We start from the raw sequence: 25,779 nt of genomic DNA, 5'->3' as shown, positions 1-25,779 counted from the left end.
ATTACTAATTATAATTGAAATTAAAAAACTATAAGAATATTCTATGATGGTGTTTTAAAAGCAACTCTCATTCAATTTTGCCATTAAAAAAGCGCACACTTTCGTGTGCACTTATTTATAAAATAAATTTATTTTGTTTCCTGTGTTGTAGTATCAACCACTGGTTTTGGGGTTGCTTCCTTCTTAACAAATTCTTTTTTAACAGGACCAATATAAGGCAAAATAGCAACTAATCTTGCTCTTTTGATTGCCAATGCTACCGCTCTTTGGTGTTTAGCACATGTTCCAGTTATTCTTGAAGATATAATTCTTCCTTGTAGATTTACTAATTTTGATAATAGTTCTTCATTTTTATAATCAACATAAGCAACAGGTAATTTATTTGAACAAAATTGACATGGACGTTTTCGAACGAATAATTTCTTACGAACAATTCTCGCCATTTTTTTCTCCTTTATTTAAAAGTCTCAACTCAAACCATCTATGGCATCATCAACATCACTTGTATGTTCCGTAGATGGTTGTTCACTAGTTGGAACCTTGTTATTTTCTTCATTGGAAATGCTAAACTCTTTAAAATTATTTTTTCTTCTAGCCTCAGTAACTTCTCGCGATTCAAGAGATTGTATTTTATCAGCACTAACAACATAATTATTAATTAATTGCCCATTTTGATCAGTTGTTCTTGTTGATTGGAAAGTTCCCTCAACTAGCATCAACGACCCTTTATCTAAAAATTTGTTAATAAATGATGCATTGCTTCTTCATGCTACGCATGGAATAAAATCCGCAACAGGTTCAGAGTTAGGCGTCGAATATGTTCTAGTTACAACGACTGTAAACCTTGAATATTCAACGCTTGAAGCAGTAATCCCCTTATATGGCTTTGAAGCTAGTCTTCCGACTAAAATAACTTTGTTCATAACTTTTGCCTCCAATAAAATAAAATTAACTATTTAGCCACTGGTTGTTGTTTTTTAATGTATGGTCTTCTTTGTTCATTTCTTCTATCATTTGATGTTGCTTCTTTGTTTTCATTTTTATCAAATGATCTTCTATTTTCAAAATTTCTTTTTGTAAATCTTCTTTGTTTTCTTGGCTTCAAACCTTTTTCTGAATTTAAATTAATAATTAATGATCTAATAATTGACTTATCAATATTAAATTTTCTTGTTAATTCTTTTATTAATTCAGGTTGTGCACTTGTTAAAATCAAGAAATATGTTGCACGTGTTAATTTGTTAATTGGATACGCTAATTCAGTTCTCTCTAATCTTTCGAATTTTGTGTTTTTTTCATCTAATACTGAGAATATTAAATCCTTAACACTTTCTTCTGTTGATGTAGGGTTAACTAGAATCATAATTTCATATTTTGACATTATAGTTCTCCTTTTGGACTTTTGGGCCTTTATATTTGGCCAAGGAGTCTCACCCTTTTGTTAATAATTTTTTAAAATTAAAATATTTTAACCTAATTATTTTACTAGAAAATATAGGGATTTTTTCAATATATAAATTTTATGGTTAAGTTACACAAAACACAGCTATTTTTCTAGTTCTTCAAGAATTTTCTTTGTTGTTTTAAATTGAAACTTTGCGACGTTATATAACTCAGAAATCCCAAATTTCTTCACAAAACTAACTCCTTGTTTAATAACCAAATCGCTTGCTCCAAGTATAAAATCAAAGCCATCATAATTAGCTTTTTGAGCTTCCATCTTTTTAAGAAGAATATATCTTGCTAAAATGGAAGCGCAAGCCACGGATAAAAATTTATCCTCAGCTTTTGTTTCTTGTACCAAACTAATTCTCTCAAAAATATTCTTCTTGATAAGATTCTTATTATAAAGGGTTGCTATATGCTCATTGAACTTATTCAATGTTGTATATTGGTCAATAACAACTTTTTTATTATTTTTTACAATATTCTGCAATCTATCAATTGAATTCATATGAATAAGAGTTTTAACTGCATTATTATTAATTCCAAACTTAATCAAGTTATTATAACCCTTCTGGCTCATTGTTGTATCCTTAAACAAAACAACATTATTTTTAATAATGTATTCAGCAATCCCTATTATCTTAGAATCACTAAGTTTTTTACTATCCTTAACGCCAAGATTTTTAATTAATTGAATATTTTCTTCCGGAATAAAACAAGCAACTGAAACAATAGGAGCAAAATAATCGCCTACTCCCGTTTCATCAACGCCAATATAATCAGAATCTTTTGTCATCATATTATTTTTCGTCTTTATTATAAAAATTATCGGCTTTTACAGTTTTTAAATTCTTCTTTGATTCGTTTTTTAGGTTCTTAGCCATTTCAATATATTTATCTGGATTATCTAAAAATTCATCAATAAAGTATCCAACCGCTCCTTCTTTATTTGTTTGAGGCATCACAACTGTCGAAACCTTCTTAATTGCTTGCTCAGCGTTCGCAGGGCAAACTCCCACATTACCGATTTCATACATGCTCAGATCGTTATATGAATCTCCCATTACAATGGTATCGTCAATATCAATGTTGTAATATCTCATCATTAAAGAAATAACCTTACCTTTATCAACTCCAATAGATGTAATATCAAAAACAGGGCTTAATCCTTCACCTTTTGATCAAGATGAAAATTCGCCAAGATCTCCATATCTTCTTTTTAAATATGTTAACAAATCAAGAACATCAGTTGTAGGTTGACAATCAAAAACTATTCCTGTTGGTTTTAAGGGTAATTTTTCCAAATTTATTGATTCGCGGAATTTTGTAGCTTGATTAAAACCAAAGACCTTCTCTAGGTTCGGATCTCTATGCATTAATTGAACTCAGTCCGGCCCTTCAATAGCATAATTTGAAATTTCTTTTTTAACTTTTTGATCACCTAAAATGTATAAAACCTCATTCAAATCAAGATATGTTATTGTTGGTATAAAGAATGGATCTGCAGGATTATGTATATGAGCTCCATTATAATTACCCACAATAGCGTTTAATCCAAGTTTTTGATAAACCGGCATTGTGCTTCTTCATGGTCTACCAGTTATGATAGATACAATATGTCCTTCCTTAATAGCTCTCTTGATTGCTTCTTCTGTTTTAGGGTGAATAGTTCCAGCACCAGAATCTGCTAACAATGTACCATCAAGATCAAGAGCAAATAAAAATCTTCTATTATTTGATTCTTTATTAAAAGCCATTTTTTTCCTTTCTTCAAAATTTAAATATTTATTTTCTTTAAAAATAAGGTAGAAAATAGAAAATGAGACACATAGTCTCTCTTTCTATTTCTTTGTTCCAAAAATACGGTCACCAGCATCTCCTAAACCAGGAAGAATATAGTTATTTTCATTTAATTCTTCATCTTTTGAAGCTAAATAAATATCTACATCAGGATGCTCAATATTAACCTTGTTAATCCCTTGTTCAACACCAACCAAACATATAAGTTTAATGTTTATAAAACCTTGTTTTTTTAATCTACTAATAGCATCGCAAGCCGATGAACCTGTTGCCAACATTGGGTCAACAATAATTACATAGCTATCTTTCTCAACATTAGGAATTTTAAAAAAATACTCAACTACTTGTGTGGTTTCCTCGATACGATACATTCCAATATGACCAACTCGAGCTTGTGGTACTAAATCTAATATACCATTAACCATACCAAGACCAGCACGCAATATAGGAATAATGACAATCTCCTTATCCAATTGCTCGCCATGAAAAATTGAACCTGTTGGTGTTTTGACCTCTAACGGCTTAGTTTGATAATCTCTTAACATTTCATAAACCATTAAAGATGCTATTTCATTAAGATTTTGCCTAAACTCATTATGAGTGGTGTTTTCGTCTCTCATCTTTGTCAACTTAGCATTGATAAGAGGGTGTTGAAAAATTTTTACCATATTTTGTCCTTACTTATTTGTTAAATTTTTAACTAGTAATTTGAACTATTATCTACTTTACCTTCGATAATTGTAACTGATTTTGAGGTACCTAGTCTATTAGCGCCTAATTCAACCATTTTTAATGCATCATCCTGTGATTTGATTCCACCAGATGCTTTAATTAATAAATTATCCTTAGCGACTTCCTTCATAATTTTAATATCTTCAAAACTTGCTCCTCTATATGAAAAACCAGTTGACGTTTTAATAAAATCAGCACCTGATTGTAATACTATTTCAGTTGCTTTAGCAATTTCTTCATTTGTTAGTAGTGCTGTTTCAATAATTACTTTTAAAACTTTATTACCACAAACTTCTTTAATTGCTTTAATTTCATTAAGAACATATTCATATTGTTTGTCTTTAAAACGCCCAACATTCATAACCATATCAATTTCATCTGCACCATGTTCAAGAGCGATTTTTGTTTCAAAAACTTTAACACTTGCAACGTTATATCCTAATGGGAAACCAATAACTGTGCAAATTAAGACATCAGTATTTTTTAATTGTTCTTTTGCGTATTTAACATAAGAAGGCGCTATGCAAACAGATTTAAAGTCATATTTTTTAGCCTCTTCTATTAATTTATCTATATCTTTTGTTGTTCCTGCTTGACCAAGGAAGGTATGATCAATTAACTTATTTAGCATTTTTTTCTCCTATTTTTTGTTTTTTAATTACATTAATTTAGTTAGAACTTCTTTGGTTTCAAAAGGTTTTGAACCAAACTCAATTTTATCTATTAAATCATTAGATAGCTTTTCATCGATTGGTTTAGATGAATATAAAGTAAATAAAACATCACCTTTTTTAACAAAATCATTTGTTGTTTTATTTAAATAAACACCAGCATCAAAATCAATATTATCCTCTTTTTTGCTTCTTCCAGCGCCAAGTTTCATGGCCACTAATCCAAATTCAATAGCTGAATTAATTTTTAGATATCCTTCATTTTGTGAAATGATTTCAAACTTATATGTTGGATTAAATCAATTAGATTCATAAACTTCATCAACATTTCCGTTTTGCGCTTTAATTCATTCATTGAATTTTTGCAATGCTTTACCATTAGCGATAACTTCTTTAATCATTGCTCTGGCATGTTGCTCATCTTTAGCATTATTTGAAATAGTAAGCAATGTAGCACCCGATGAATATATAATTTCGGTAAAATCTTTAGGACCCATACCTTTTAAAGTATCCACTGCTTCGAGAATTTCAATTTTATTACCAATAGCACGGCCAAGAGGTTTCTCCATATTTGTAATTTCAACTGCAATCTTTTTGTTTAATTTTTTACCTATTTCAATCATTAATTTACCAAGTTTTTCAGCTTGATCAATATTTTTCATAAATGCCCCATTACCACATTTAACATCTAAAAGTATACAATTTGAACCTGTTGCTAGCTTTTTAGACATAATTGATGAAGCAATTAAGGGTATGGATTCCACAGTGCCTGTAACATCACGTAGTGCATAAATCTTTTTATCTGCTGGAACTAGTCTCTCGTTTTGTCCCACTACTGCAATGTGATGTTTTTCAACAACAGTCTTAAATTGATTGTCCGTTAGAGATATCGTATATCCGGAAATTGATTCAAGTTTATCCAATGTTCCGCCAGTGTGTCCTAGGCCACGGCCAGACATTTTAGCAACTGTAAGACCAAGCGCCGCTAGTATTGGACATAAAACAATACTTACCTTATCTCCAACTCCGCCCGTTGAGTGTTTGTCAACAATAGTTGTCTTTAAATATGATCAATCAATTGTGTCACCTGAATTTATCATTGCATTAGTTAGATACGATGTTTCTGTTTCATTTAATGAATTTAAACGAATTGCCATAAGAAGGGCTGAAGCTTGGTAGTCAGGAATATTTCCATTAACATAGTTTTCAACAAAGAATTCTAATTCTTCCTTTGTTAATTCTTCTCTATTAGCCTTCTTATTTATGATATCAATTATTCTCATTATTGAAAATCCTTAGCAAGTGCAAGAGCAATTTTCATCATTCCATTAAATGAATTTTGTCTTTCTTCACTAGTTGTAAATTCATTTGTAACTAGATTATCAGAAATTGTTAATAATGTTGCAGCTTTTTTGTTTAATCTTTCAGCAACAGTAAATAAACCATATGCTTCCATTTCTGCACAAACCGCACCACCAGATGTTTCAATTCTTTCGCTAATAGTTTTTTCTGTATAAAATGCATCTTCACTTAAAATTCTTTCAAAATGAACATCCATTCCCAACTTTTTAGCATAATCTAAGATCAATTCATTCAAGTCATGGCTTGGTATTGCGATATTATTTTTATCTCCTTTAATAATTGAACTTCTAAAAGCTGTACTTTCGCTATATGCAGATGATGCAAGAACGATTTCATAATTTTTTAATTCTGCTTTAAACGATCCTGCTGAACCAATTCTAACGATTGCTTCAACACCATATTCTTTAAATAGTTCATATGCATAAATTCCAATTGATGGAACACCCATCCCGGAAGCGCACACAGAAACTTTGTTTCCTTGATAAAAACCAGTATACATTAAGACATTTCTTACATTAGAAACTAATTCAACATTTTCTAAGTAATTATCAGCTATATACTTAGCTCTCAAGGGATCACCAGGCATTAAAACTAACTTTGCAAACGCATTTTCTTTAGCATTTATATGAGGTGTCATAAAATCTCCTTTTTTCTTATTTTTTTCTTATATATTTCCATATTTTTAATTACATTAAAAATTTTATTACAAAATTAGTTTTTAATTATCTTTATGATATATAAAAGTCCTAACAAATTTGATTATTATCATTTATAAGTGTAGCCCCCTCATTAATTAAATCAATATTTTGATCTTCACTTAAATGATCTCTAAAGAGTAAGCATTGCACATCTTTACCTTGGTCAAGAAACTCATTAATTGTTCCGTTATATTTTTTTTCCAATGAAGAAAGCAAAATTATCTTTTGACATAAACAAGCGTTAATTCTTTGTCTACTATAAAATGCATTTTTAGTTATGTGATATTCACTAGGATATTCGGATATAATTAAACAGTTATCATTTAAAAATTCTTTTAAATTTAAATTGTTTTTAGCATATTCAATTCCACATGGAAGCAATATAATAACCTTAAAATTACGCTTCAAAAATGTTTTTAGGATTTTTTGCTCTAATCCAGTCCAATATAAATTAATAAACACGCTATCATTGTCATTTTTGTATTTTTCTATATATTCAATTATATTTTTAGTTTCATATGATCCTGTTAAGTAGATGCATTGTTGCCTATTGCTTTGTTTTAAGATATTAAGATTTCCTTCATAAAACAATACAAATGGTGGCTTAGTTATATTTAAAAGTTGTTTAGGGTATTCATCATCTAAAATAGTTATAAATTTTTTATTTTTCTCATGAATTTTAAATTTAAATGTATCAAATTCTTCTTCTTTAATTTCTTCCTTATTTTTTATTGCCTTATAAACATCGTTTCAATCACCTTTGTATTTAAATATAAAATATAATAGTATTTCGTTCATTCGTCCTCCACATATAAACATAATATGCTAAGAAGATGATTTCTTCAACCAAATTGGGAAAAAACAGTGAAAATAAAAAGACACAAAAATGCCTTTTTATAAAAAGATGAAATTCCATATGCTATATAAAATACATCTCCAATTTTTATCTAAAATTTCGCTAATAACACAACAAAAGTATACTTAAATGACGTTATAATATTTATCTTTGCCTATTCTAGTGTATTTCAAATCATTTTTGTAGTTTCTATTCTAATGTTGTTTTAATAAATAATTTTTATGAATTACGCTTGCAAAATAGTAAATTTTAAAGAACGATAAAATTACAAATAATGATGATGATAGAAATAGAAATGCTTCTAATACTTCTAGATTTTCATAATAAATTATCGAAATGGCTTTGTGCTTTGGATTTAAGAATTCAGTCGGTTTATTGCTTTTTAGTTTTCATAAAAGAACATCAATTGCATTGAGTAAGGTTGCATCTAGTATAACTGATATCGATAATAAAATTATGTTAATTGCAAATAATATATTAATTATTATAGTGTTCGTTTTAGATATAGTTTTTATTTTTGATTTAAAACATATATATAAGATAACGGAAAATGTGATTAATATTATCCCTAAAACTAAAATTGTGGCTCTAAATCCACTATATCAAAATATTGCTACTGCTTCCTCATGTTTAATGACTTGAGGATAAGATTGCCGGGCTTCATAATCCAAAAAATACTGCGTATATAGAAGTGTTATAATAAAAAATAAAACTACAAATATTGTATAAATGGTTAGTATTGCTATTCATTTTGATTTAGAATTGTTTTTATTTTCCATTATTTATATTCTGTATATCTTCTTTCTAATGATGAAGCAAAACCAAATATTACAAATATAATGTAAGCAATAACCAAAATAGTTACAATAGCAATAATTATTTTCTTCTTTTTACTCATTATTTAATATACCCCTTTTCTTTTAGTAAAAAATTCATTTCATTCCCATCATATTTAACTCCATTATAATTAAACATTTTTTCTAATTTATCTCTTTTCTTATTATTTATTACAAAATTATAATCTCCAGCAACATGATTTTTTGATATTATCATTTGCGAATAATTTTTGTCTCATCCATAGTTACACAAAAATCTTCCATCCTCATATGCACCATACGCAACAATTACATGCCCACTTTTTCATAATTTCTTATCGCCGTCATCTTGAGATACCCCTGTATAAAATCCCGCCAAGGCAGTTGGCCTCTTATAATCTACAATTGTTGACCAGGGTTGGCCAAAGATATAGTCACCTCAATATGAATAATTAATTTTAGAGTTATATCATTTGTTATTTAATATTGATTCTGCAATATATTTTGCCTGTCATCAATAATTAACACCGCCACCAAACCATGTTTTTTGATATAAATATTTCAAAAAATTACTATCTAATTGAGGAATTAGAGCATAATTTAAATTAGTCTTTAAATCATTGTATGAATTAAATGAACCATTCGGAATCCTTAAAAAAGTTTTTCTTTCTCAACTGTTATAATATCCTGAAGATTCAAATAATTCATTATATAAAATTAACATATTAATAGCTACATAACCGCAAATTCCACCATTAGATTTTTTTAAATATTGTTCACTTTTGGTGTAATATGAAGGAAACTTCTTATAATATTGAAATTCATCATTATCGTTTGGAATAAATGAATTTTCTTCACTATTTAAGCCATAATTATTATAATCAGCTACCTTAAATCACCACGAATTAGCAACCTCATGGTCAGCATAAATAAGTCCGTTTTTTTCCTTATTAATTTTATATTTTTTAAATTCTTTTTCCGTTTTAGCATTTTTTACTTCAATATAATTGCTTTTTTTAAAGTGGATATATTCCGAAGAAATAAGATTGTTAGGATCTCTTTCTCTTTCATGAGGTAATATTTTTTCCTTAGGTTCTATAATAATAGTTTCATTAAAACCACCGTTTCCAAGATATTCTAATTGTCTGGCTTCTCTTAGATAAAAATTATCGAATTTCAAATCTGGATTTACTTCATAAATTTTCTTGGTTTTATTGCTAATAACAGAATAACCTTTATCATTAAATCAATACATTTTACCAGTTAAAAAATTGGGGATACGGTTACTCACGACATCAAACTCTCTAACTATTTTAGTATTTTGTCTACCCGTAAGCTTTATGTAATCGTGCAAAACATAAAAACGTTGTTTCTCTTCATCACTCTGAAATTGATCATTAGAAATTTTAGCCGATATGACAAATAGAGGCATTATAGTTAGTATAGGTAATAATAATTTCATTCTTTTCATAATTGTTCCTTTTTAACATCCATATATATTTAATTTTATTCCAAAATATAATGTAGATACCCAATTCACCAAATAATGAAAATTAGTGACTTATTTTTTGTTAAAAAAAGATAAAAGGCTCTAGTTTTCGCTTTTTCTCTATAAATTTATTTTTTATATAGTTCTTAAAATTAGACTAAATTTATTAACGCCTAAATGCTGCGCATAAAAAAATAAAAAGGCACAAAATGCCTTTTTGCACGATAAACCGCTTTTTGTTCTGTAAATTAACAGCGCCAACTATTTATCTAAACATATTAAAATAATATGCTTCCCGATCTTTATTCATTTATATTAATCAGGTTCCCCTACCAAAATTTGGGTTTCTAACTCATGGAGTTTACATCGTTGCACCTTAACTAAATAAGCTCGTCTCTGTTGCACTAGTCGTCAATTATTTAAATAACTGCCTAGGCTTATTTGGCCTAGCATGATCACTACTTGCATCGCAGCAAGTGCTAGAGCGGATTTTCCTCTACATAAAATAATTATGCAGCAGTTGGCTGTGCATAATTATTTTACTCTATTTTTATTTTTTTAGCTAAATCCTAATAGAAATCTTCGGGATTAATTTTATCAAGTCCAGACCATGATGAATTCGAACGTTTATTATTTAATTTCATGAATTTACCATAACCGCCTTCTTTTAAAGTTAGTAAGATATATTCTTTTTTAGAAATCTCATATGCTTGTCCGCCCTCGCTAATCTTATATTTAAATCTAGTTAAATTACCCTTTTCTTTATCATTATAACCAGAACTAGTAATTAAATAAGTAATTGATTCAGGACCATAATTACTATCATCAAAGTAAGTTCATGACTTGACAAATCAAAAACCAGATTCACTTACTGCATAATTAGTAAATTGACGACGATCAATATCTTTTTTAAAATAGCTTTGCATACCTGAAAATTTAGAGCTTAAAAACGGAATGGCCGAAATGTTAGTTCCTTCCTGAATCTCTCATAATAACGAACGAACACCTGTATATAAATTAATTTTTCTTTGACTCACATCACGTTGAGCAATATCGGTTTCACGTCCAAATGTTTCAAAAAGAATATAATCAATCGCTACCTTAAAACGATATAACGCCTGCCATTCAGGTGTCTTAGATCTGACTTTAAAACTACTATCTTGAGTATTTTTATTCTTATAATATTCAATACTTAACATTTTAAAGATTTCATTAATCAATGACAGTGCATCAAGGTCGGGAGAAATATTATCTGGATCATCATTTTGAATGTTACTCGTTGAAGTCGAATTGCTTAATTGTCCAATACTTACAAAATCAAGTAGAGTATTAATATTAGTACGCTTTGTTGGATCAGGATTCATATTAATGTTTCGCAAACCATTATATAAAACCGAATCTTTTAAATTACTTTTTCCAAATAATAGATTTATAAGCTTAATCAAGCGAGCACCATTAATAGCCTTAGTTTCACCAACAAAAGAAGCAATAATCTTAAGATCATTAAATGAAAATCCGGCCTTAATTTTTTCAATGGCATCAAGAAGTCATTTGACTGGTTCAAATATTGAGAAATTTTTACTATAGCCAACAATATGATCGATAGTTCTCTTAACAACTTTTCGTTTATAAAAATCAGTTTCAATTAATTCTTTAAAAATAGCGCTAATTAATTCTTTGATAAATGAAATGTCTTCGGCTGTAACATTTTCCAATTTTAAATAATTTAATACATGACCAATAACAATCTTCATTAAATCATCGTCTTCAACAACTGCTTCCAGTACTTTTGTTACATTATCTTTTAATTTTTGCGAAACTTTTTCTAATGTTTTAGTTACTATTTCACCAATATTTGCTGCTTGGACTTTTGGTTTTGTTAGAAAATCAGATATAACATCGCTAATTAACGTTTTTAAAATTGGTTTGTCTGCAAATTTATCAACTATAGTTTGCAATTCGGACTTAGGTATTAAATCCTGTTTTATTTCTTGTCATTTTATCTTTTTAATTTGGTCTTTAAAGATTGTATGAACAACCTCGATTATTGCTTCCTTGCCAACAGTTTCGCTAGAATCAAGTGAACCATTCAAGCCAGTTAATACATTGAATATTGTGCCTTCAATATTCTTTAAAAACTCTTTTTGTTCATCAGAAATAACTGGATTTAGCACATTTTGAGTGTTATTAGATATTGTATGTTGGTTGTTTATTTGATTAGTCAATTTTGGTATATTTCTTTCCAAATAATGATATAAAGAACTAAATTCTTTAACTAACTGTTCTTTTGATATGTTATTTCCAATAAGTGATTTAAACATATCCTCTATATTTTGGGATGTAAATAAAGCCTTTCAATCGATTTTCTTTAACCCTGAAATTATTTTTGATATCAATATATTTTGATCAAAATGGCCCTTTGAATCAATAATATCAATGTCAACAAGACTCTCAAAAAGCTTACTTATTATGTCTGATACAATATTTTTATTACCTAGATTTTTAATAATTCTGGTCCCTAAGTTAGCAATATTTTCAAACTCGTCGCTAGTTGAATCAAATTTTAATTCTGAATGAATTGCATTCAACACAAATTTAACTAAACTATTAATATACGCTTCATCAGAAGTGGTATTAGAAACAATTTTTTTAATAAAATCACTGATCGAAGACTTATTTAGGTTCAAAAGTTTCTTAATTAATTCATTTATATTATGAATATTGTCTAATGATTTTTGATCTAAGGAAATTAGTGTATTAATAAAGTTAGTTATAAGGTCCTTAGTATCTTCCTTATCAAAGATAAATTCAATAATCTTTTCTTTTGTTTTGTTAGCAAAATCTCGAGCGTTTGAGTCAACTTTTAAAATAAGATTTGTTAAAAAGTCTAATTTAGTTTTTACATACTCTTTTATTTTTGGAGATTTACGTATCTTTTGAACTAGACTAGGAATTTCTTTTTTGATAGACTCGCGATCGGAGGCATTTAAAATTGAAAATCCAACTTTAATTAATCTAAAAATATCATTTATATTTATCTTAATTCCCTCTTTTTTATTGAACTCAACAATTGTTTTATTCTTTGATTTTTCTTGCAAAGTAACAGATGGAGTAGTAAAAAGCAACTCTAGCTTATCAAAATTATTTATAACTAAAAGAATAATATTAGCTAAGTCATGCGAGTCTAATCCTGATAAGAATTGGTCTAACTTATCTATGTTTATTTTATTAAATATACTAATAAAGTCGAACGCACTATTAAAGTTATATTTCTCAAAATTGAATTGATATTGGTTAATATTTTTAACTAATAATTTAATAGCAGATTTAGTTATAGCGTTGCTTATATTAAGATCTGGGAGGAAATTAATTGCCTTGTTAAATATTGCTTTTAGCGATTCTTTTTGGCCGTTTTTAAATTCAATGCCATTAAGTTTTTCGGCAATAAATTCAACTAAGAAATTAGCAATTGATTGCTTTAATTGTTCGCTTTCTTTTGATAATAAAATATTATTTAGAATCAAGTCTACCTTTTTAATTATCCAATCCTCGTTAACTATGAAGAAATTCTTAAATCAGCCTTCAAAAGAATCTACATTCTTTAGGACATCCTCAAGCAATAATTTTTCAATAATTTCATTGATATTTTGTGAAACAAGATCATTATATTTTAGATTAATAAGATCTTTCGTGTCTTTAATTATTGAAGTAAGAGCCCCTTTTGAGTGTTCTCCTAAATTTAAATTAGATAAATTTATATTATCAAACATATTATTAATCAATTGTTTAGGATTAATATTTTTTAAAATAAATTCTAAAAACTCTTTTTTGCCTAACAATACTTTTAAAGTTTCTACAAGTTTTTTTTCACCTAGTGCCTTCTTGTCTTGTTTTATAATTAAAAGATCAAAAATTTGTTCTATATTTTCCTTATTAAAACTAAATGTTTGTTTAAGGGCATCACTCAATTTTTTTTGGAAATCAATATAACTTGATGTATCTGTTAATTCGCTGAGTTTTTCTTCCAAATTCTTCTTTAATTTATGGATTAAAGGATTATTTGGAATAGATTTTAATAATGATTTTAGATAATTAAGAACTATTAAATCTTCATTGCCACTAAATTTTATGTTTGCTTGTTGTTTTACTAAACTAATTAGATATCTGGCAATCACATCCAGCAATTCCTCGTCACCCAATATACGGTCTAAATTGGTTTTAATGAAATTTAATAAATTATTTGTTTTAACATTTTTAAATAATTTAATCGCAAGTTTATTTGCATCTAAAACTATTGGTTTGTCATCGGCAAATAAACTATTTAAAATTAAAACTAAACCTTGTTTATTTTCTTCGTTTAATAAAAGGCTATATGACTTGTTAATAAGTAGACTAGCTAATAGTGAATAATCTCCTTTATTATTTAATATTTCCTTAATAACTGTCTGATTGCCATTTTTAAGAGATTTAGATAGTAAATCAGATAAGAATTTCTTAAAACCTTCATTTTCTTTTAGATCGTAGATAGCATCAACTAAATAAGGTATTAATTCCTTCTTATTTTCAGAAGAAAGTTTGTTCAATATCTTTTGAACTATACCTAAAATTTTTTCAACATTAATGTTTGGAATAGTTTTTTTAGTTGGTTCTTGCAATGAAGATGCTGTAGATTCATCATTTGTTGGCTTCTCGTTCAAAGCAAAAAGATGCACAGCATTTAGAAGGAGAGTTTTTAATAATGTTTTTAGCTCATCTTTTGATATCTTGTTAATAAAGAAATCCTCAGATGCTTCAACAATTTTTATAATATCTAAATCATCAATAAAGTCAACAATTTTTGCTCAGTCATATTTATTAAAATCAATACCAAATTTCTTAATATTTGAAGTCATTGTATTTAATAAACTTTCGACCAATGGGCCAAATATTTTTTTATCCTTAACAAAGGCAATTGCTTTTTTGACTATCGATTTGATGTTTCCTTGTTCATTAACACTTAATTTTGTGTAATTAATTTGAGTAGAAATTAAATAAACAACTATATCAACAGTTTTTTGCTCGCTTTGTTGATTAACCAAAATAACATTGTTTATTATGTCTAAAATAAATTCCTTCAAAAATTCCTTATTTTCATTAATTAATAAGAAAAATAATTCATTTAAATTTTTTACATTTTTAATTTTTTCATTTGAAACTGAATTTTTAATTAATTCCTTAATTTTTGGATTTATCTTGTCATCTCATTTTTTAATTATTAATGCCAATACATTATTTAATAACCCTTTAACATCATCTCTAACATTTTGGGGCAGCTTTGCAAAATCAATCTTTTTAGGGATACCCGCAACAATTTTTTTAAGATTTAGCTTGTCAAGAATAAAATCAACATTATTTTCATTTTTTAAAAATATTGATAAAACATTAATAAATTTGTTAAATCCATCTTTTTCTTTTGTATTCTTTAGGCTTAAAAAATCAAGAAACATTTGTATTGCACCGGGGTTTGTTGATTCAATCAAAAGATTGCTTAATTCTTCTTTTAGATATAAACCCAGCTTATCAAAAGTATCGATTTTTGATATATCAATTTTTTTAGTTATCTTCTTAAAATTATCAATAAAGTGTTTAAATAAGTTTGAATCCTTAATGTTTCTTAAAATGCTTTGTATATAAGTTTCGATCAGCTCTTTTTCAACATTGGTTAGTTTTACATTTAACGATGAATTAATGTATGAGGTAAGAACATTCACTAATAATTTAGTATTTTCCTTACTCGATATTTGTTGCAATAAAGTCTCTACTAATGTTATCAATCCATTTTCTTGTACTCTTTTTAAGGTTGAAACAACAAAAGCAAATAGTGAACTTTTGTCATATAGCTTACCATTATCAACAATGTCATTTACCAAAAATTTTAGCTTATCAATAATTATCTTATTATTAACTGATTTATATAATGAAGAATAACTAGACTTTACAAACTCTTCTATATTATTAAATTCGGGATTTGCTGATAGTATTTGTTTCTCATAACCTTGTTTTTTAATGAAATTAATTAATGGATGTATAACAACATAGTCTCCAAGTCTATCTAAAATTTGGTTAAATAAGCTACCCTTTGCAGTGATATCGTCAATCAATAATGAAAATAAGTCTTTTATATAGTTCTTACCTGTTATATTCAAAATGTTATCAGAATTATTTGCAATATTTCTAAGCAATGTAAGCATAGCTTCTCTTGTTTGATCATCAAGCAGGTTACTTATATTATTTGAATTTATTATGTTTTCCGCTTGCACCAATCCAACTCCGAGATATTTTATTCCATTATAGTATTTATTAAGATCAATATTAGGCGATCTAGGAACATTGCTAATTAGAGCAAAAAAGACACGATTATTTTTATTGGCATCCTTTGTATTAAATAGCAACCCCTTAACAAATGCTTTAATAAATGAATGTGTATCTAACAACTTATTATCTTTGTATGAATCGAGTGTAGTTTCTACAAAAAGATCAAGAAGTTCATATGAATACTTAAAATCCTTTAGATTTTCCACTGTTGTTTGAATGAAATATTTAATGTCATCAAGTCTTTCTTGCGGCACTCTATAAACATTTTTTAAGGAGGTTGCAATCTTATCAATAATCTTTTTTAGAGATCCCTTATCTTTGGTTAATCAATCAACAATTGCTTGAAATAGAGAAATAATTTCTTTCTTAGAGTCCCTCAAAATATCATTTATAAAACCATCAAAATTAGTATTAGCAAAATATAATTCGCTTTTGCTTAATAAATTATCCACTGCCTTATTAACAAGATTATCAAATTTTACAACTATATTTTTATCCATTGTTTTCTTATCTCATAATAGCAATAGCTCTTGTGGAAATAGTTGCTTAATAGATTTGTTTGAAAATAATATTTTAATTAATGACGCTAAATTTTGTCTAATAAAAACCTTATTTTCAATTTTAGATAAATAGTTAGAATTTAATACTGATTTTAAGATTAAGTATATGCTGTTTTTATCTTGAAATTCTTGCGTAAGAATTTTCCTAATTTCAGATGTTAAAGTATTTTGAGGAGATTTTTTTGCCAATAATTGTGAAACCTTGATATTCGCCTTATTAAGAAAGTGTTGAACATAAACTGAATCAAACAGCTGTTCAAATAATGAAACTATTAAATTATTTTTACGCTTAGATATCAATGAATTTATTAATTCATTAAATCATGTTTTTGCCTCTTTATCATTAATGCCAATAATTGAAAGAACGTTATCAATAAAAGTTTTAAGTTGTTCATTATTTAGCATTTTTATTTTACTACTAAATTCAGCCAAAACAGTTTGAGCAAAAACATTGCTTGATTCAGAAGCAATAAGACTACTATTTTTCGAATTTTTTTCAAATGGATACGGTTTCTTAAATGTATCTACATTATTTCCAACTACTCCAAAAATTAATGATTTAATTGTTGTTGCTTTTTTTATAAATGAAATTGCTTTATTGTGATTTGAAAATTCATTGTTATTGAATAATGAATTATATTCTGTAATATTTGTAGACATTTTTGCAAATATGTCCTGCGCAAGTTTTTTATAACCGTTGACACTTGGAAAGATACTTAAATAATCAGTCGAAAATTGTTCAGCATTTTCATAAATGCTATTTTCAGATGAAAAACTATAATAGTTTAAACTCTCACTGTCGGCGATATTGCTAATTGTTTTATTCAATAAATCTGTTGTTGTTTTCAAAACGTTATTTTGAAAATTACCTTGAATATTGATAGTATGAATTAAGGGCGCACTATATCCAATTAGATTGATATTTATATTAGGATTTATTTGTTTTATTTCCCTAACTATCTCTGTATAATTTTTTGACAATTGTGCAATTCTTGCTGAAATAATTTTATTATAGCCTACAATAAATTGATTTTCTTCTTTTTTATCTTTAAATTGTCTTAATACTAATGACAAAATTTCATCTTTCTTAAAGATATCATTAAATCCTAATGAAATGGTTATAAAATTTGATTCTTTAATATTACTAATAACCTTTTTACTATTCAAATTAGCATTATACAAACCTAATTTTTTATTTAGATTTATTACCTCATTAAATTCATTTAAATTGCTAGTATTGGTTGGTTTTAATAAATGCAATCAAGCATCAGTAGTAGAATAAGATAAACCCAGATTTTCATATCTATTTAATATTGTTTCATCATCATTGATTAGCGAGATTGAATTAGCTAAATATGAGGCATATGAAATTCCGTATACTTCATTATCTTCTTTGCTAAAAAAGTTATTACTATGAGCATTAAAACTATTATTATTTCCAGCTGCATAATCATCACCGATGGCAACATAATTTATTTTTCCGCTAACTGGTTTTTGAATATTTTTCTTTTGAATTTTAGGTTTTGCTTGATCTGATGCTTTTTTATTATCACAAGAAATAGAAGTAATTGGGATTACTAATCCAAGTGATAAACCAACAGTTATTTTAGTAACTTTTTTAATCATTTCTTTCGTTTTCATGAGAAACCTCCTAACCAATCGATACATCTTCATAGATATATTGATAGTATTCTGGTGCTTTTCTTCCTCGACCAAATATTTTGATAGTCTGAGGAATACCGAATTGTCCAATTATCATGATAAAAATAAGACTTAATTTGCCAGCAATATGCAAGTTGTGTGAATTTGAAGATAGTCCTGTTGTCAAACCAGTATTGCCAAAAGCTGAGCATGCTTCAAATGTTGCAAAAATAATTGGATAATTAACATCACCAATTTGTTTAGTTTGAGTCGGAAGAGTTGAATAACTAACAATTGATACAATAAATATCAAGACAATAGATAGAGTAAAAACATTGACTGCTTTAATAAGAGTTTCCTTACCAATTTGTCTCTTAAAGGCGTTAATTCTACTGCGGCCAGTCATCATTGTAACTATGCTTAGAAAAATAACTGCTATTGTTGTATTTCGAATACCACCTGCAGTTGAAACTGGTGAAAAGCCGATAAACATAAGGATGCTATGTAATAAAACGGTTGAGTGTGTAAAATTATAGTAATTTACAGTCGAAAAACCAGCAGATCTAGTTGAACTAACTTGAAAGTATATAGCAAAGAGTTTGTCGCCCACAGTTCCATATTCCTTTTGATATCAAAAAGTAGTTTCTGATTTAGAACTATATTCCAATATAACACTTATGCTAAAACCTAATACAGTAGTAATTAGATAAGTTATTATTGTAAATTTAGTGAATAAATTAAATCTATGATGTGGTTGGTCTAACTTGACTGATTGAATTTTTTTTCATATATCATAGATCACCGGGAAGCCTATTCCGCCAATCAAAAAGGTTATTATTGTCACTATTTGAAAAGCATAATCATTATAAAAAGGTTGTAAACTCTTATTTCCAAACAAGTCAAATCCCGCATTATTTATTGAGCTAATCGCATGAAAAATTCCATACTTTAATGATTGAAGAAAGTTATTATATGGTATCTCATTAGCCTTCAAAACGACTTTATTATTAAACAATAAAGGGCTAGTTTCTTTTAACTCTTGTGTTATAAAATTTGAATTTGGTCTCAAATATAAAAGCATTGTAAAGATAAATGAAGCAACAGCAGTTGTAATAATTAAGAACGAAATTGCTATCTTAATCATCTTTCTTGTTTCACTAACAGTTATAGAACCTCTTTCTGTTTGAGAAACCATATTGCTAAAGATGTTAGATCTCAAACCCAATATAGATTGAAAAATGTAAATCTTAAATGTAAATATTCCAATTCCACCAACAACCATACTTAAGGCAATCAAAAACTGGCCAAAGGTATTAAATGTATCGGATGTGACTAATGGCGTTAGCCCGGTGTCGCTAAATGCTGATGAAGATACGAAAAGTGCATCTATATATTTAACTGGTTCCTTTATATCGGCCTTATGGGATATGTTTCAGAATAACAAAAGTGACATAAGAATAGTAAATAAGATATATATTATAAAAATATATCTTACCACCCCAAGCTTACGTAAAAATCTTAGGAAAATATTAGTTTTTTTAGGTATATGATGCTTTTTTATCATTGCTATATTATATAGCAAAAGGTAAAAAAATATATTTTTGGTGAAATTGACTAAAAAAATTTAAATGTTAAAATTTAAAAAGGCAACTTAAATTAAAAAGAAAAATTTAATAATTTATATCTGCAGACAACTAGATTGAATAGTTCAATCATTTGCTAGGGTTATCTTTTTGAAATTACTTTACTTTATTTAAATATAAAAGTCTTAAAATTTATTAGTATATGATTTTGTAATCATCAAAATAGTTTAGGAGAAAATATGAAACTTTTTAAAAAGGCAAGGGAAATTTGTGTAATCGGCATTGGCCGTTTTGGACAAGCGGTTGTAAGAAAACTTCTTTTAGATAGAACGAACAATATTCGATTAGTACTAATTGACCAAGATGAAAAACACCTTCTACCATTTAAAGATGAAGTTGAAAACATTTACGTCGCTGATTGTGCTGATAAAAAAACTCTTGAATCAATTAATGTTAAGGAATTTGATGTCGTTATCGTTGCGACATCAGACAACATTGAAATTGTTGCAGCGCTAGCAGAAATAGGTGTGCAAACAGTAATTGCAAGAGCATCAAATTCTCGTCATTCACGTGTTTTAAAACAAATTGGTGTCAAGTGAATCGTTTCTCCAGAAGAAGAAGCAGGAACAAAAACAGCTATCCTAGTTTCAGATAATGCTTTGACAAATTTTTCGGAATGTATTACTGAAATTCAAGATGGATTTGTTAGTTCAAAAGTCGGGATTAAAAATCATGAAATAATTGGCAAGAAAATTAGAGAAACAGAATTTAGAAGCAAATACTCCGTATCAGTTTCATTAATTCAAAGAGGCGAAAGTTGATTTCTTCCTAGCGGCGACTTTGAAATAGAAAATGGTGACCTAATTACGTTTATTGGTAAACTTGAAGATATTATAAGAGTGACGGAATTTTGTACCAAATCAAAATAATCTAAATAAAATAAGGAGAAAATATAAAAATATGTCAGAAATTAATTTTGAATTAATTAACAAGTTTGAAGAAAATTATGAAAATAATATAAATAACAAAATTATTGAATCAGCCATTTTTAAAAATGGATTAAAACAAAGCTCAATAAACAATGAGGCAATAAAAAAACATAATTTCGTTTTTTCTCATGAAACAAAAGTAGGGAATATTACTAATCAAAAAGCATCAGGAAGATGTTGAATTTTTGCTGGCTTAAACTCTATTAGAACTAAACTAATGGAAGAATTTAATGTTGAATCATTAGAACTTTCACAAAACTATATTCATTTCTTTGATAAATTAGAAAAGGCAAATTTCTACTTAAATTGAATTGAAAATGAAGGACTAAAATTAGAGAATGAAGATCGCCTATTTAGATATTTTAATACTAACCCAGTTTCAGATGGTGGCTATTGAGATTTCTTTACAAATCTTATTAAGAAATATGGAATTGTAACAAAAGATGCAATGAATGAATCATTCAGTTCTGAAGCCACAAGTGAAATGGTAGAACAAATTAATTGAAGATTAAAGGCTTATACTGCTAAGATGAGACAAACATTTTTGCAAACAAATGATTTAAATAAAGTTTCTTTACTAAAAGAAAAAGCACTAGAAGATGTTTATAACATTTTAATAAAATCATTAGGTAAACCACCGAAGGAATTCAAATTCGAATATATGAATAAGGATAAAAAATATGTATCATTAGACAAAATGACGCCAGTTGAGTTTTATCAAAAATACCTAAGCAAATATATTGAAACAAAAATCACTCTTGTATCTGATCCGAGAAATAAGTTTCCACATAATTCTGTCATCCAAGCCCCTCTATGCAATAATATGGTTGGCGGTACTCCCTTAACAATGATTAATATTGATATCGAGATAATGAAAAAAATTATGATTAATCAAATTAAAGCAGGGGACCCGGTATGATTTGGATGCGATGTTTCTACATTTGGAAATAGAGAGGGCATCCTAGATTCCGAACTTTACAATTTTGATCTAACACTAACAAAAACGCCAGACTTCTCAAAAGCTGAAAAGTTCGAATCAAGAGCTTCAGTAATTGCTCATGCAATGAATATGGTAGGAGTAAACCTAGATTCCCAAGGAAAAGCAATTAATTGAAAGGTCGAAAATAGTTGAGGAAGCGATCGGGGATCAAAAGGTTTTTGGTCAATGAGCGACCAATGATTTACTGATTATAATTACATGGCTATTGTTGATAAGAAATATTTAGATAAAGAAATAATTGAATCATTTAATAAACCTATTTTTACGATTTCTCCATTTGATCCACTATGTGATGAATAATTAATAGCAAAATACCAGTTTAATAGCTTGGTATTTTTTTCCTTTTGTAATCATAATATTTATTAATTAAATTATAATTAATAATTATTTATTAAGGAGTTTTATGATTTCAATTGATATGGCTAAAATTAATAGGTTTATAAATATATCCACCAACGCCATTAAAAAAATTTTACACCCAATTGAAATTGAAGAATATTTAAAAATCAGCGACTCTAAAAAACCAATATTTTTAGCAACCAGATGGGCATTAAAAGAGTGCATATTCAAAATTGACAATTCAATATTTAGTTTTAAAAACATACTAATCAAAAAAACGAATGCTGGAAGATATACATATGCCAATTACCAATTATCTACAACTAGTGAAGATGGTTATATTGTTGCTGTTGCATTTAAATCCTAAAAAATAAAACAAGGAGAAAAACTTATGACACTAAAAACAAGAAAATTTCTTAGATTTATTCCTTTACTACACAACTTTGTGAGACTTTTGGCAAAAGCAAAAAGAAATAGAGCAATGCCAGATTATTATAAAGACGTGGAAAAACAACATTTTATCCACAAATATAGTTCAAATATTTTGCGACACCTGAATGTCGAGGTTGAAGTTGAAGGATTTGAAAATATTCCAAGTGGGCCTTGTTTCTTAACGCCTAATCATTCAACTTATCTAGATCCTTTAATTATTGCTTCAGCTTTATGAAACCATGGTAATGGCGAAAGAAAATCAAAACCAATGACATTTGTTGCTAGAGAGGAAGCTAAACAAAAGAAATCAATTTACAAAATTAGTCAACTAATTAGCACCTTTTACATAAATACACAAAAGCCAAAGGAAGCGTTAGCAATTCTAAGAGATTTTGGGCAATATGTTAAAAAACACCAAACTTGTGGTGTTATTTTCCCTGAAGGCACTAGAACAAGAGATGGCAAGATAGCTCATTTTAATAGTGGTGTATTTCTAACAGCTCAATCAACCTACATTCCCCTTGTACCAGTAACAATAAATAATGCAGCTAATGCTCTTGATAATAAAAGACAAGGAAAGCTTGTTGTTAAGGTAATTTTTCACCCTTCAATAAAACCTCAGCAATTTCAAACACTAGATAAAAAAGATTTTGCTAACTGAGTTAAAAATATTGTTTCAAGCAAATATCAAGATCAAAATATCTCATCAGATGAAACCATAAAAAATACTTTTACGAAAAGAAAATAGAGAATAATCAATATTATGAACCATACAAACACACCAAAATCAAGTAAGTTATCTTCAGAAGATGACAAAAAAATCAACACAAGTACCGAAAGCGATAAACATATTTTTAAACTTTCTAATTTTGATGGTCCACTTGACCTTTTAGTAACACTAATAAGAGAAAAGAATATTAGTATTTTTGAGGTAGATTTAATTGAATTGACTGCTCAATATTTGGAAATTATTAAACACATAGAAAGTTATGAAATTGATCTTGCATCAGAATATTTAGTTATGGCTGCAACACTAGTTCAATTAAAAGCAAGGATGTTATTACAAGACCCAGAAGCAGAAGAGGAAATCAAACAAGAAAAGAAAAGATTGCTTGAACAAATTGCGGAATATGAAAAGTTTAAGGAAATTTCCTCAATATTAAAAAAACAAGAAGAGCAAAGACAAAACTTGTTTTCAAAAGAACCAGAAGAAACCGAGGGATTTGTTAAAGAAGTTGATTCAACAATTCTTGATGGACATTCTAATAGCTCGAAGTTAGTTATAACATTAAGAAAAATGTTTGAACGAACATATTCAGAATTAATTAGAAATATTACTATATCAACAGTTGCTGTAAATCCTGAGGATCAAAAAAAGAGAATAATCAGTCTTTTTGTTAATAAAAATGAGGTTATGTTTAATGAGATTTTTAATGTCCCAACAATAGGCCATTTTGTCATAACAATGTTGGCCGTTTTGGATCTTGCAAGACAACAAATTGTTATTTTAGAACAAGATGTTGATGAAGGTATTATCAAATTTAAAAAAGGAATAGAATATGAAGAATAAAATAATTGAAGCACTACTATTCGTTCAAGGAAGTGAAGGATTAAGTTCGGAACAAGTGAAAGATATTTTTAAATTAAACACCATCCAAGAAGGCAGAAAAATATTAAGAGATTTCAAGACTTTTTTTAATAACCAAGATCATGGTATTAAGGTTTATGAATTCAATGATGTTTATAAATTTCTTACAGTTGAGGCTGTAAAGGAATATATATCTGAACTAGTTACAATTGTCAAGAAGCAAAGACTTTCAAATGCAGCTATTGAAGTAGCCGGAATTGTTGCATATAAACAACCAGTAACTCGTTCAATGATTTCAAACATTAGAGGTGTTGTTAGTGACGGAATTGTTGCGAGTTTATTAGAAAAAGGAATTATTGAGGAGGTAGGTGTAGCTCAAACCCCAGGTAATCCCATCATTTATGGAATAACTAACAAATTTTATGATTATTTTAAAATTAAAACACTAGCTGAACTTCCTCCTTTTCCTGAATTTAGCCGCTACTCGAATATCGAAGAAGAAATGGCTGATGAAAATTTTGACTTATTTGATTCTCAAAGAGTCGACGCATCCAATAATGAATTATTTGTAGAGGAAACATATAATGAATAAATTTAGAGCAAAAAAAGATGATGTGGATCGTATTCTTTATAAATACATATTAAAAGTATGTGACAATGTCCCGAAATCACGAATTGAAAAAATTTTCCGTGAAAAAGACATAAGAGTAAATGGAGTTAAAACTAACGATAAGCAATATAAATTACAGTTAGACGATGAAATTATTGTTTATGGAATTTCTGAAATTCAAAAACCAAAAAAGAGAAATACTGCAAATATTAATTTTAAAGTTATATATGAGGATAAAAATATTTTAATTGTTGATAAAGCAACAAACATCGCAATGCATTCAGAAGAAAATTGCCTAGATGACCAAGTTCATAAATATCTAAATTTTAAAAAAACTTCTTCTTTTGTACCGGCTTCAATCGGCAGAATTGATAAAAAAACTAGTGGTTTAGTGGTATATGCAAAGAACTATAAAACCTTAGTAGTTTTTGATGAGTATCAAAAATATTTTGAAAAAATTTATCAATTTGTTGCAGACTTTAACGAAGAAAAGCTTGACATAACTGTACGCCTTGAAAAAGATATTAAAAATGAAAAAATGCGAGTAAATCCAGATTTTGGAATAAAAGCTAGAACCATCTTCTTTAAGGAAGGAAACCGTAGTTACGCTCAAATTGTTACAGGAAAAAAGCACCAAATCAGGGCTACTCTTGAATATCTAAAATCTCCAATTTTGGGAGATACTAAATATGGTGGAAAAAAAGCAAAAAGATTATATTTGCATTCATATTCAATAAAATTTCAAAATTTACCTGATGAATTTAATGAATATAATAATCAAATTTTTATATCTCAACCGCGTTGATAAAAAGGA

At 27.8% G+C, this 25,779-nt stretch carries 21 protein-coding genes and 1 other RNA gene; 8 read left to right on the top strand and 14 right to left on the bottom strand.

The features are described 5' to 3' along the window. Positions 1 to 128: 128 nt before the first annotated feature. The 10 genes from rpsR to ACWXVQ_RS02360 all read right to left on the bottom strand — a co-directional run bounded on the left by rpsR (position 129) and on the right by ACWXVQ_RS02360 (position 7,507). Complete coding sequence (gene rpsR / locus ACWXVQ_RS02405; RefSeq protein ID WP_438340393.1) at positions 129 to 443, bottom strand: 30S ribosomal protein S18; 315 nt, start codon at positions 441 to 443, stop codon at positions 129 to 131. A 15-nt stretch (positions 444 to 458) separates the two neighbouring features. After that, complete coding sequence (locus ACWXVQ_RS02400) at positions 459 to 923, bottom strand: single-stranded DNA-binding protein (protein WP_456013490.1); 465 nt, start codon at positions 921 to 923, stop codon at positions 459 to 461. Between the two features lie 29 nt (positions 924 to 952). Next, entirely contained in the window at positions 953 to 1,381 is a 429-nt protein-coding gene (gene rpsF, locus ACWXVQ_RS02395) for a 30S ribosomal protein S6 (protein ID WP_456013488.1), read from the bottom strand. Between the two features lie 165 nt (positions 1,382 to 1,546). After that, a complete protein-coding gene (locus ACWXVQ_RS02390; protein WP_456013487.1) occupies positions 1,547 to 2,245 on the bottom strand; it encodes a ribonuclease HIII in 699 nt (232 codons plus the stop codon). A gap of 1 nt (position 2,246) precedes the next feature. Beyond that, positions 2,247 to 3,203: an HAD-IIB family hydrolase gene (locus ACWXVQ_RS02385; RefSeq protein ID WP_438340397.1), complete on the bottom strand. Its 957-nt coding sequence runs from the start codon at positions 3,201 to 3,203 to the stop codon at positions 2,247 to 2,249. 84 nt (positions 3,204 to 3,287) lie between these two features. Next, positions 3,288 to 3,914, bottom strand: a complete 627-nt coding sequence (gene upp / locus ACWXVQ_RS02380; RefSeq protein ID WP_438340398.1) for a uracil phosphoribosyltransferase — start codon at positions 3,912 to 3,914, stop codon at positions 3,288 to 3,290. Between the two features lie 32 nt (positions 3,915 to 3,946). Continuing rightward, complete coding sequence (gene deoC, locus ACWXVQ_RS02375; protein ID WP_438340399.1) at positions 3,947 to 4,609, bottom strand: deoxyribose-phosphate aldolase; 663 nt, start codon at positions 4,607 to 4,609, stop codon at positions 3,947 to 3,949. A 27-nt stretch (positions 4,610 to 4,636) separates the two neighbouring features. Beyond that, on the bottom strand, positions 4,637 to 5,932 hold the full coding sequence (locus ACWXVQ_RS02370; protein WP_455966125.1) for a thymidine phosphorylase: 1,296 nt from the start codon (positions 5,930 to 5,932) through the stop codon (positions 4,637 to 4,639). Continuing rightward, a complete protein-coding gene (gene deoD / locus ACWXVQ_RS02365) occupies positions 5,932 to 6,648 on the bottom strand; it encodes a purine-nucleoside phosphorylase (protein WP_438340401.1) in 717 nt (238 codons plus the stop codon). Before deoD ends, ACWXVQ_RS02370 begins: the two co-directional genes overlap by 1 nt. 109 nt (positions 6,649 to 6,757) lie before the next feature. After that, the gene (locus ACWXVQ_RS02360) at positions 6,758 to 7,507 is read right to left on the bottom strand and encodes a DNA-processing protein DprA (protein WP_438340402.1); all 750 of its coding nucleotides are present in this window, start codon (positions 7,505 to 7,507) and stop codon (positions 6,758 to 6,760) included. Positions 7,508 to 7,901: 394 nt separating this feature from the next. Between ACWXVQ_RS02360 and ACWXVQ_RS02355 the strand changes: the two genes are divergently transcribed. Next, a complete protein-coding gene (locus tag ACWXVQ_RS02355) occupies positions 7,902 to 8,213 on the top strand; it encodes a hypothetical protein (protein ID WP_438340403.1) in 312 nt (103 codons plus the stop codon). Positions 8,214 to 8,462: 249 nt separating this feature from the next. On the opposite strand, the gene ACWXVQ_RS02350 is transcribed toward ACWXVQ_RS02355, so the two are convergent. The 4 genes from ACWXVQ_RS02350 to ACWXVQ_RS02335 all read right to left on the bottom strand — a co-directional run bounded on the left by ACWXVQ_RS02350 (position 8,463) and on the right by ACWXVQ_RS02335 (position 19,877). After that, on the bottom strand, positions 8,463 to 9,851 hold the full coding sequence (locus ACWXVQ_RS02350; RefSeq protein ID WP_455993836.1) for a putative cysteine peptidase: 1,389 nt from the start codon (positions 9,849 to 9,851) through the stop codon (positions 8,463 to 8,465). A 238-nt stretch (positions 9,852 to 10,089) separates the two neighbouring features. Then, an RNA gene (gene rnpB / locus ACWXVQ_RS02345) (RNase P RNA component class B) lies at positions 10,090 to 10,401 on the bottom strand. Between the two features lie 37 nt (positions 10,402 to 10,438). After that, complete coding sequence (locus ACWXVQ_RS02340; RefSeq protein ID WP_456013485.1) at positions 10,439 to 18,424, bottom strand: hypothetical protein; 7,986 nt, start codon at positions 18,422 to 18,424, stop codon at positions 10,439 to 10,441. Between the two features lie 10 nt (positions 18,425 to 18,434). Next, positions 18,435 to 19,877, bottom strand: coding sequence for a potassium transporter TrkG (locus ACWXVQ_RS02335; protein ID WP_438340405.1), 1,443 nt, complete (start codon positions 19,875 to 19,877; stop codon positions 18,435 to 18,437). 369 nt (positions 19,878 to 20,246) lie between these two features. On the opposite strand from ACWXVQ_RS02335, the gene ACWXVQ_RS02330 reads away from it, so the two are divergent. From ACWXVQ_RS02330 to ACWXVQ_RS02300, 7 genes are all read left to right on the top strand, one after another. Next, entirely contained in the window at positions 20,247 to 20,936 is a 690-nt protein-coding gene (locus ACWXVQ_RS02330) for an NAD-binding protein (protein WP_438340406.1), read from the top strand. 31 nt (positions 20,937 to 20,967) lie between these two features. After that, positions 20,968 to 22,296, top strand: a complete 1,329-nt coding sequence (locus tag ACWXVQ_RS02325; RefSeq protein ID WP_456013484.1) for a C1 family peptidase — start codon at positions 20,968 to 20,970, stop codon at positions 22,294 to 22,296. Between the two features lie 103 nt (positions 22,297 to 22,399). Beyond that, entirely contained in the window at positions 22,400 to 22,702 is a 303-nt protein-coding gene (locus tag ACWXVQ_RS02320) for a 4'-phosphopantetheinyl transferase superfamily protein (RefSeq protein WP_456013483.1), read from the top strand. Positions 22,703 to 22,726: 24 nt separating this feature from the next. Beyond that, the gene (locus ACWXVQ_RS02315; RefSeq protein WP_438340409.1) at positions 22,727 to 23,515 is read left to right on the top strand and encodes a 1-acyl-sn-glycerol-3-phosphate acyltransferase; all 789 of its coding nucleotides are present in this window, start codon (positions 22,727 to 22,729) and stop codon (positions 23,513 to 23,515) included. A 15-nt stretch (positions 23,516 to 23,530) separates the two neighbouring features. After that, positions 23,531 to 24,337 carry a segregation/condensation protein A gene (locus ACWXVQ_RS02310; protein WP_456013481.1) on the top strand — a complete coding sequence of 269 codons (807 nt, stop codon included), beginning with the start codon at positions 23,531 to 23,533 and terminating at the stop codon, positions 24,335 to 24,337. Further along, positions 24,327 to 24,947, top strand: coding sequence for an SMC-Scp complex subunit ScpB (gene scpB / locus ACWXVQ_RS02305; protein ID WP_438340411.1), 621 nt, complete (start codon positions 24,327 to 24,329; stop codon positions 24,945 to 24,947). Before ACWXVQ_RS02310 ends, scpB begins: the two co-directional genes overlap by 11 nt. After that, entirely contained in the window at positions 24,940 to 25,773 is an 834-nt protein-coding gene (locus tag ACWXVQ_RS02300; RefSeq protein ID WP_456013479.1) for a pseudouridine synthase family protein, read from the top strand. Before scpB ends, ACWXVQ_RS02300 begins: the two co-directional genes overlap by 8 nt. The last annotated feature ends 6 nt before the right edge of the window (positions 25,774 to 25,779 follow it).

It is taken from the genome of Mycoplasma sp. 527, assembly GCF_053851595.1.
The sequence above is the reverse complement of the archived record's forward strand: the minus strand, read 5'-3'. Positions and strand labels throughout refer to the sequence as shown.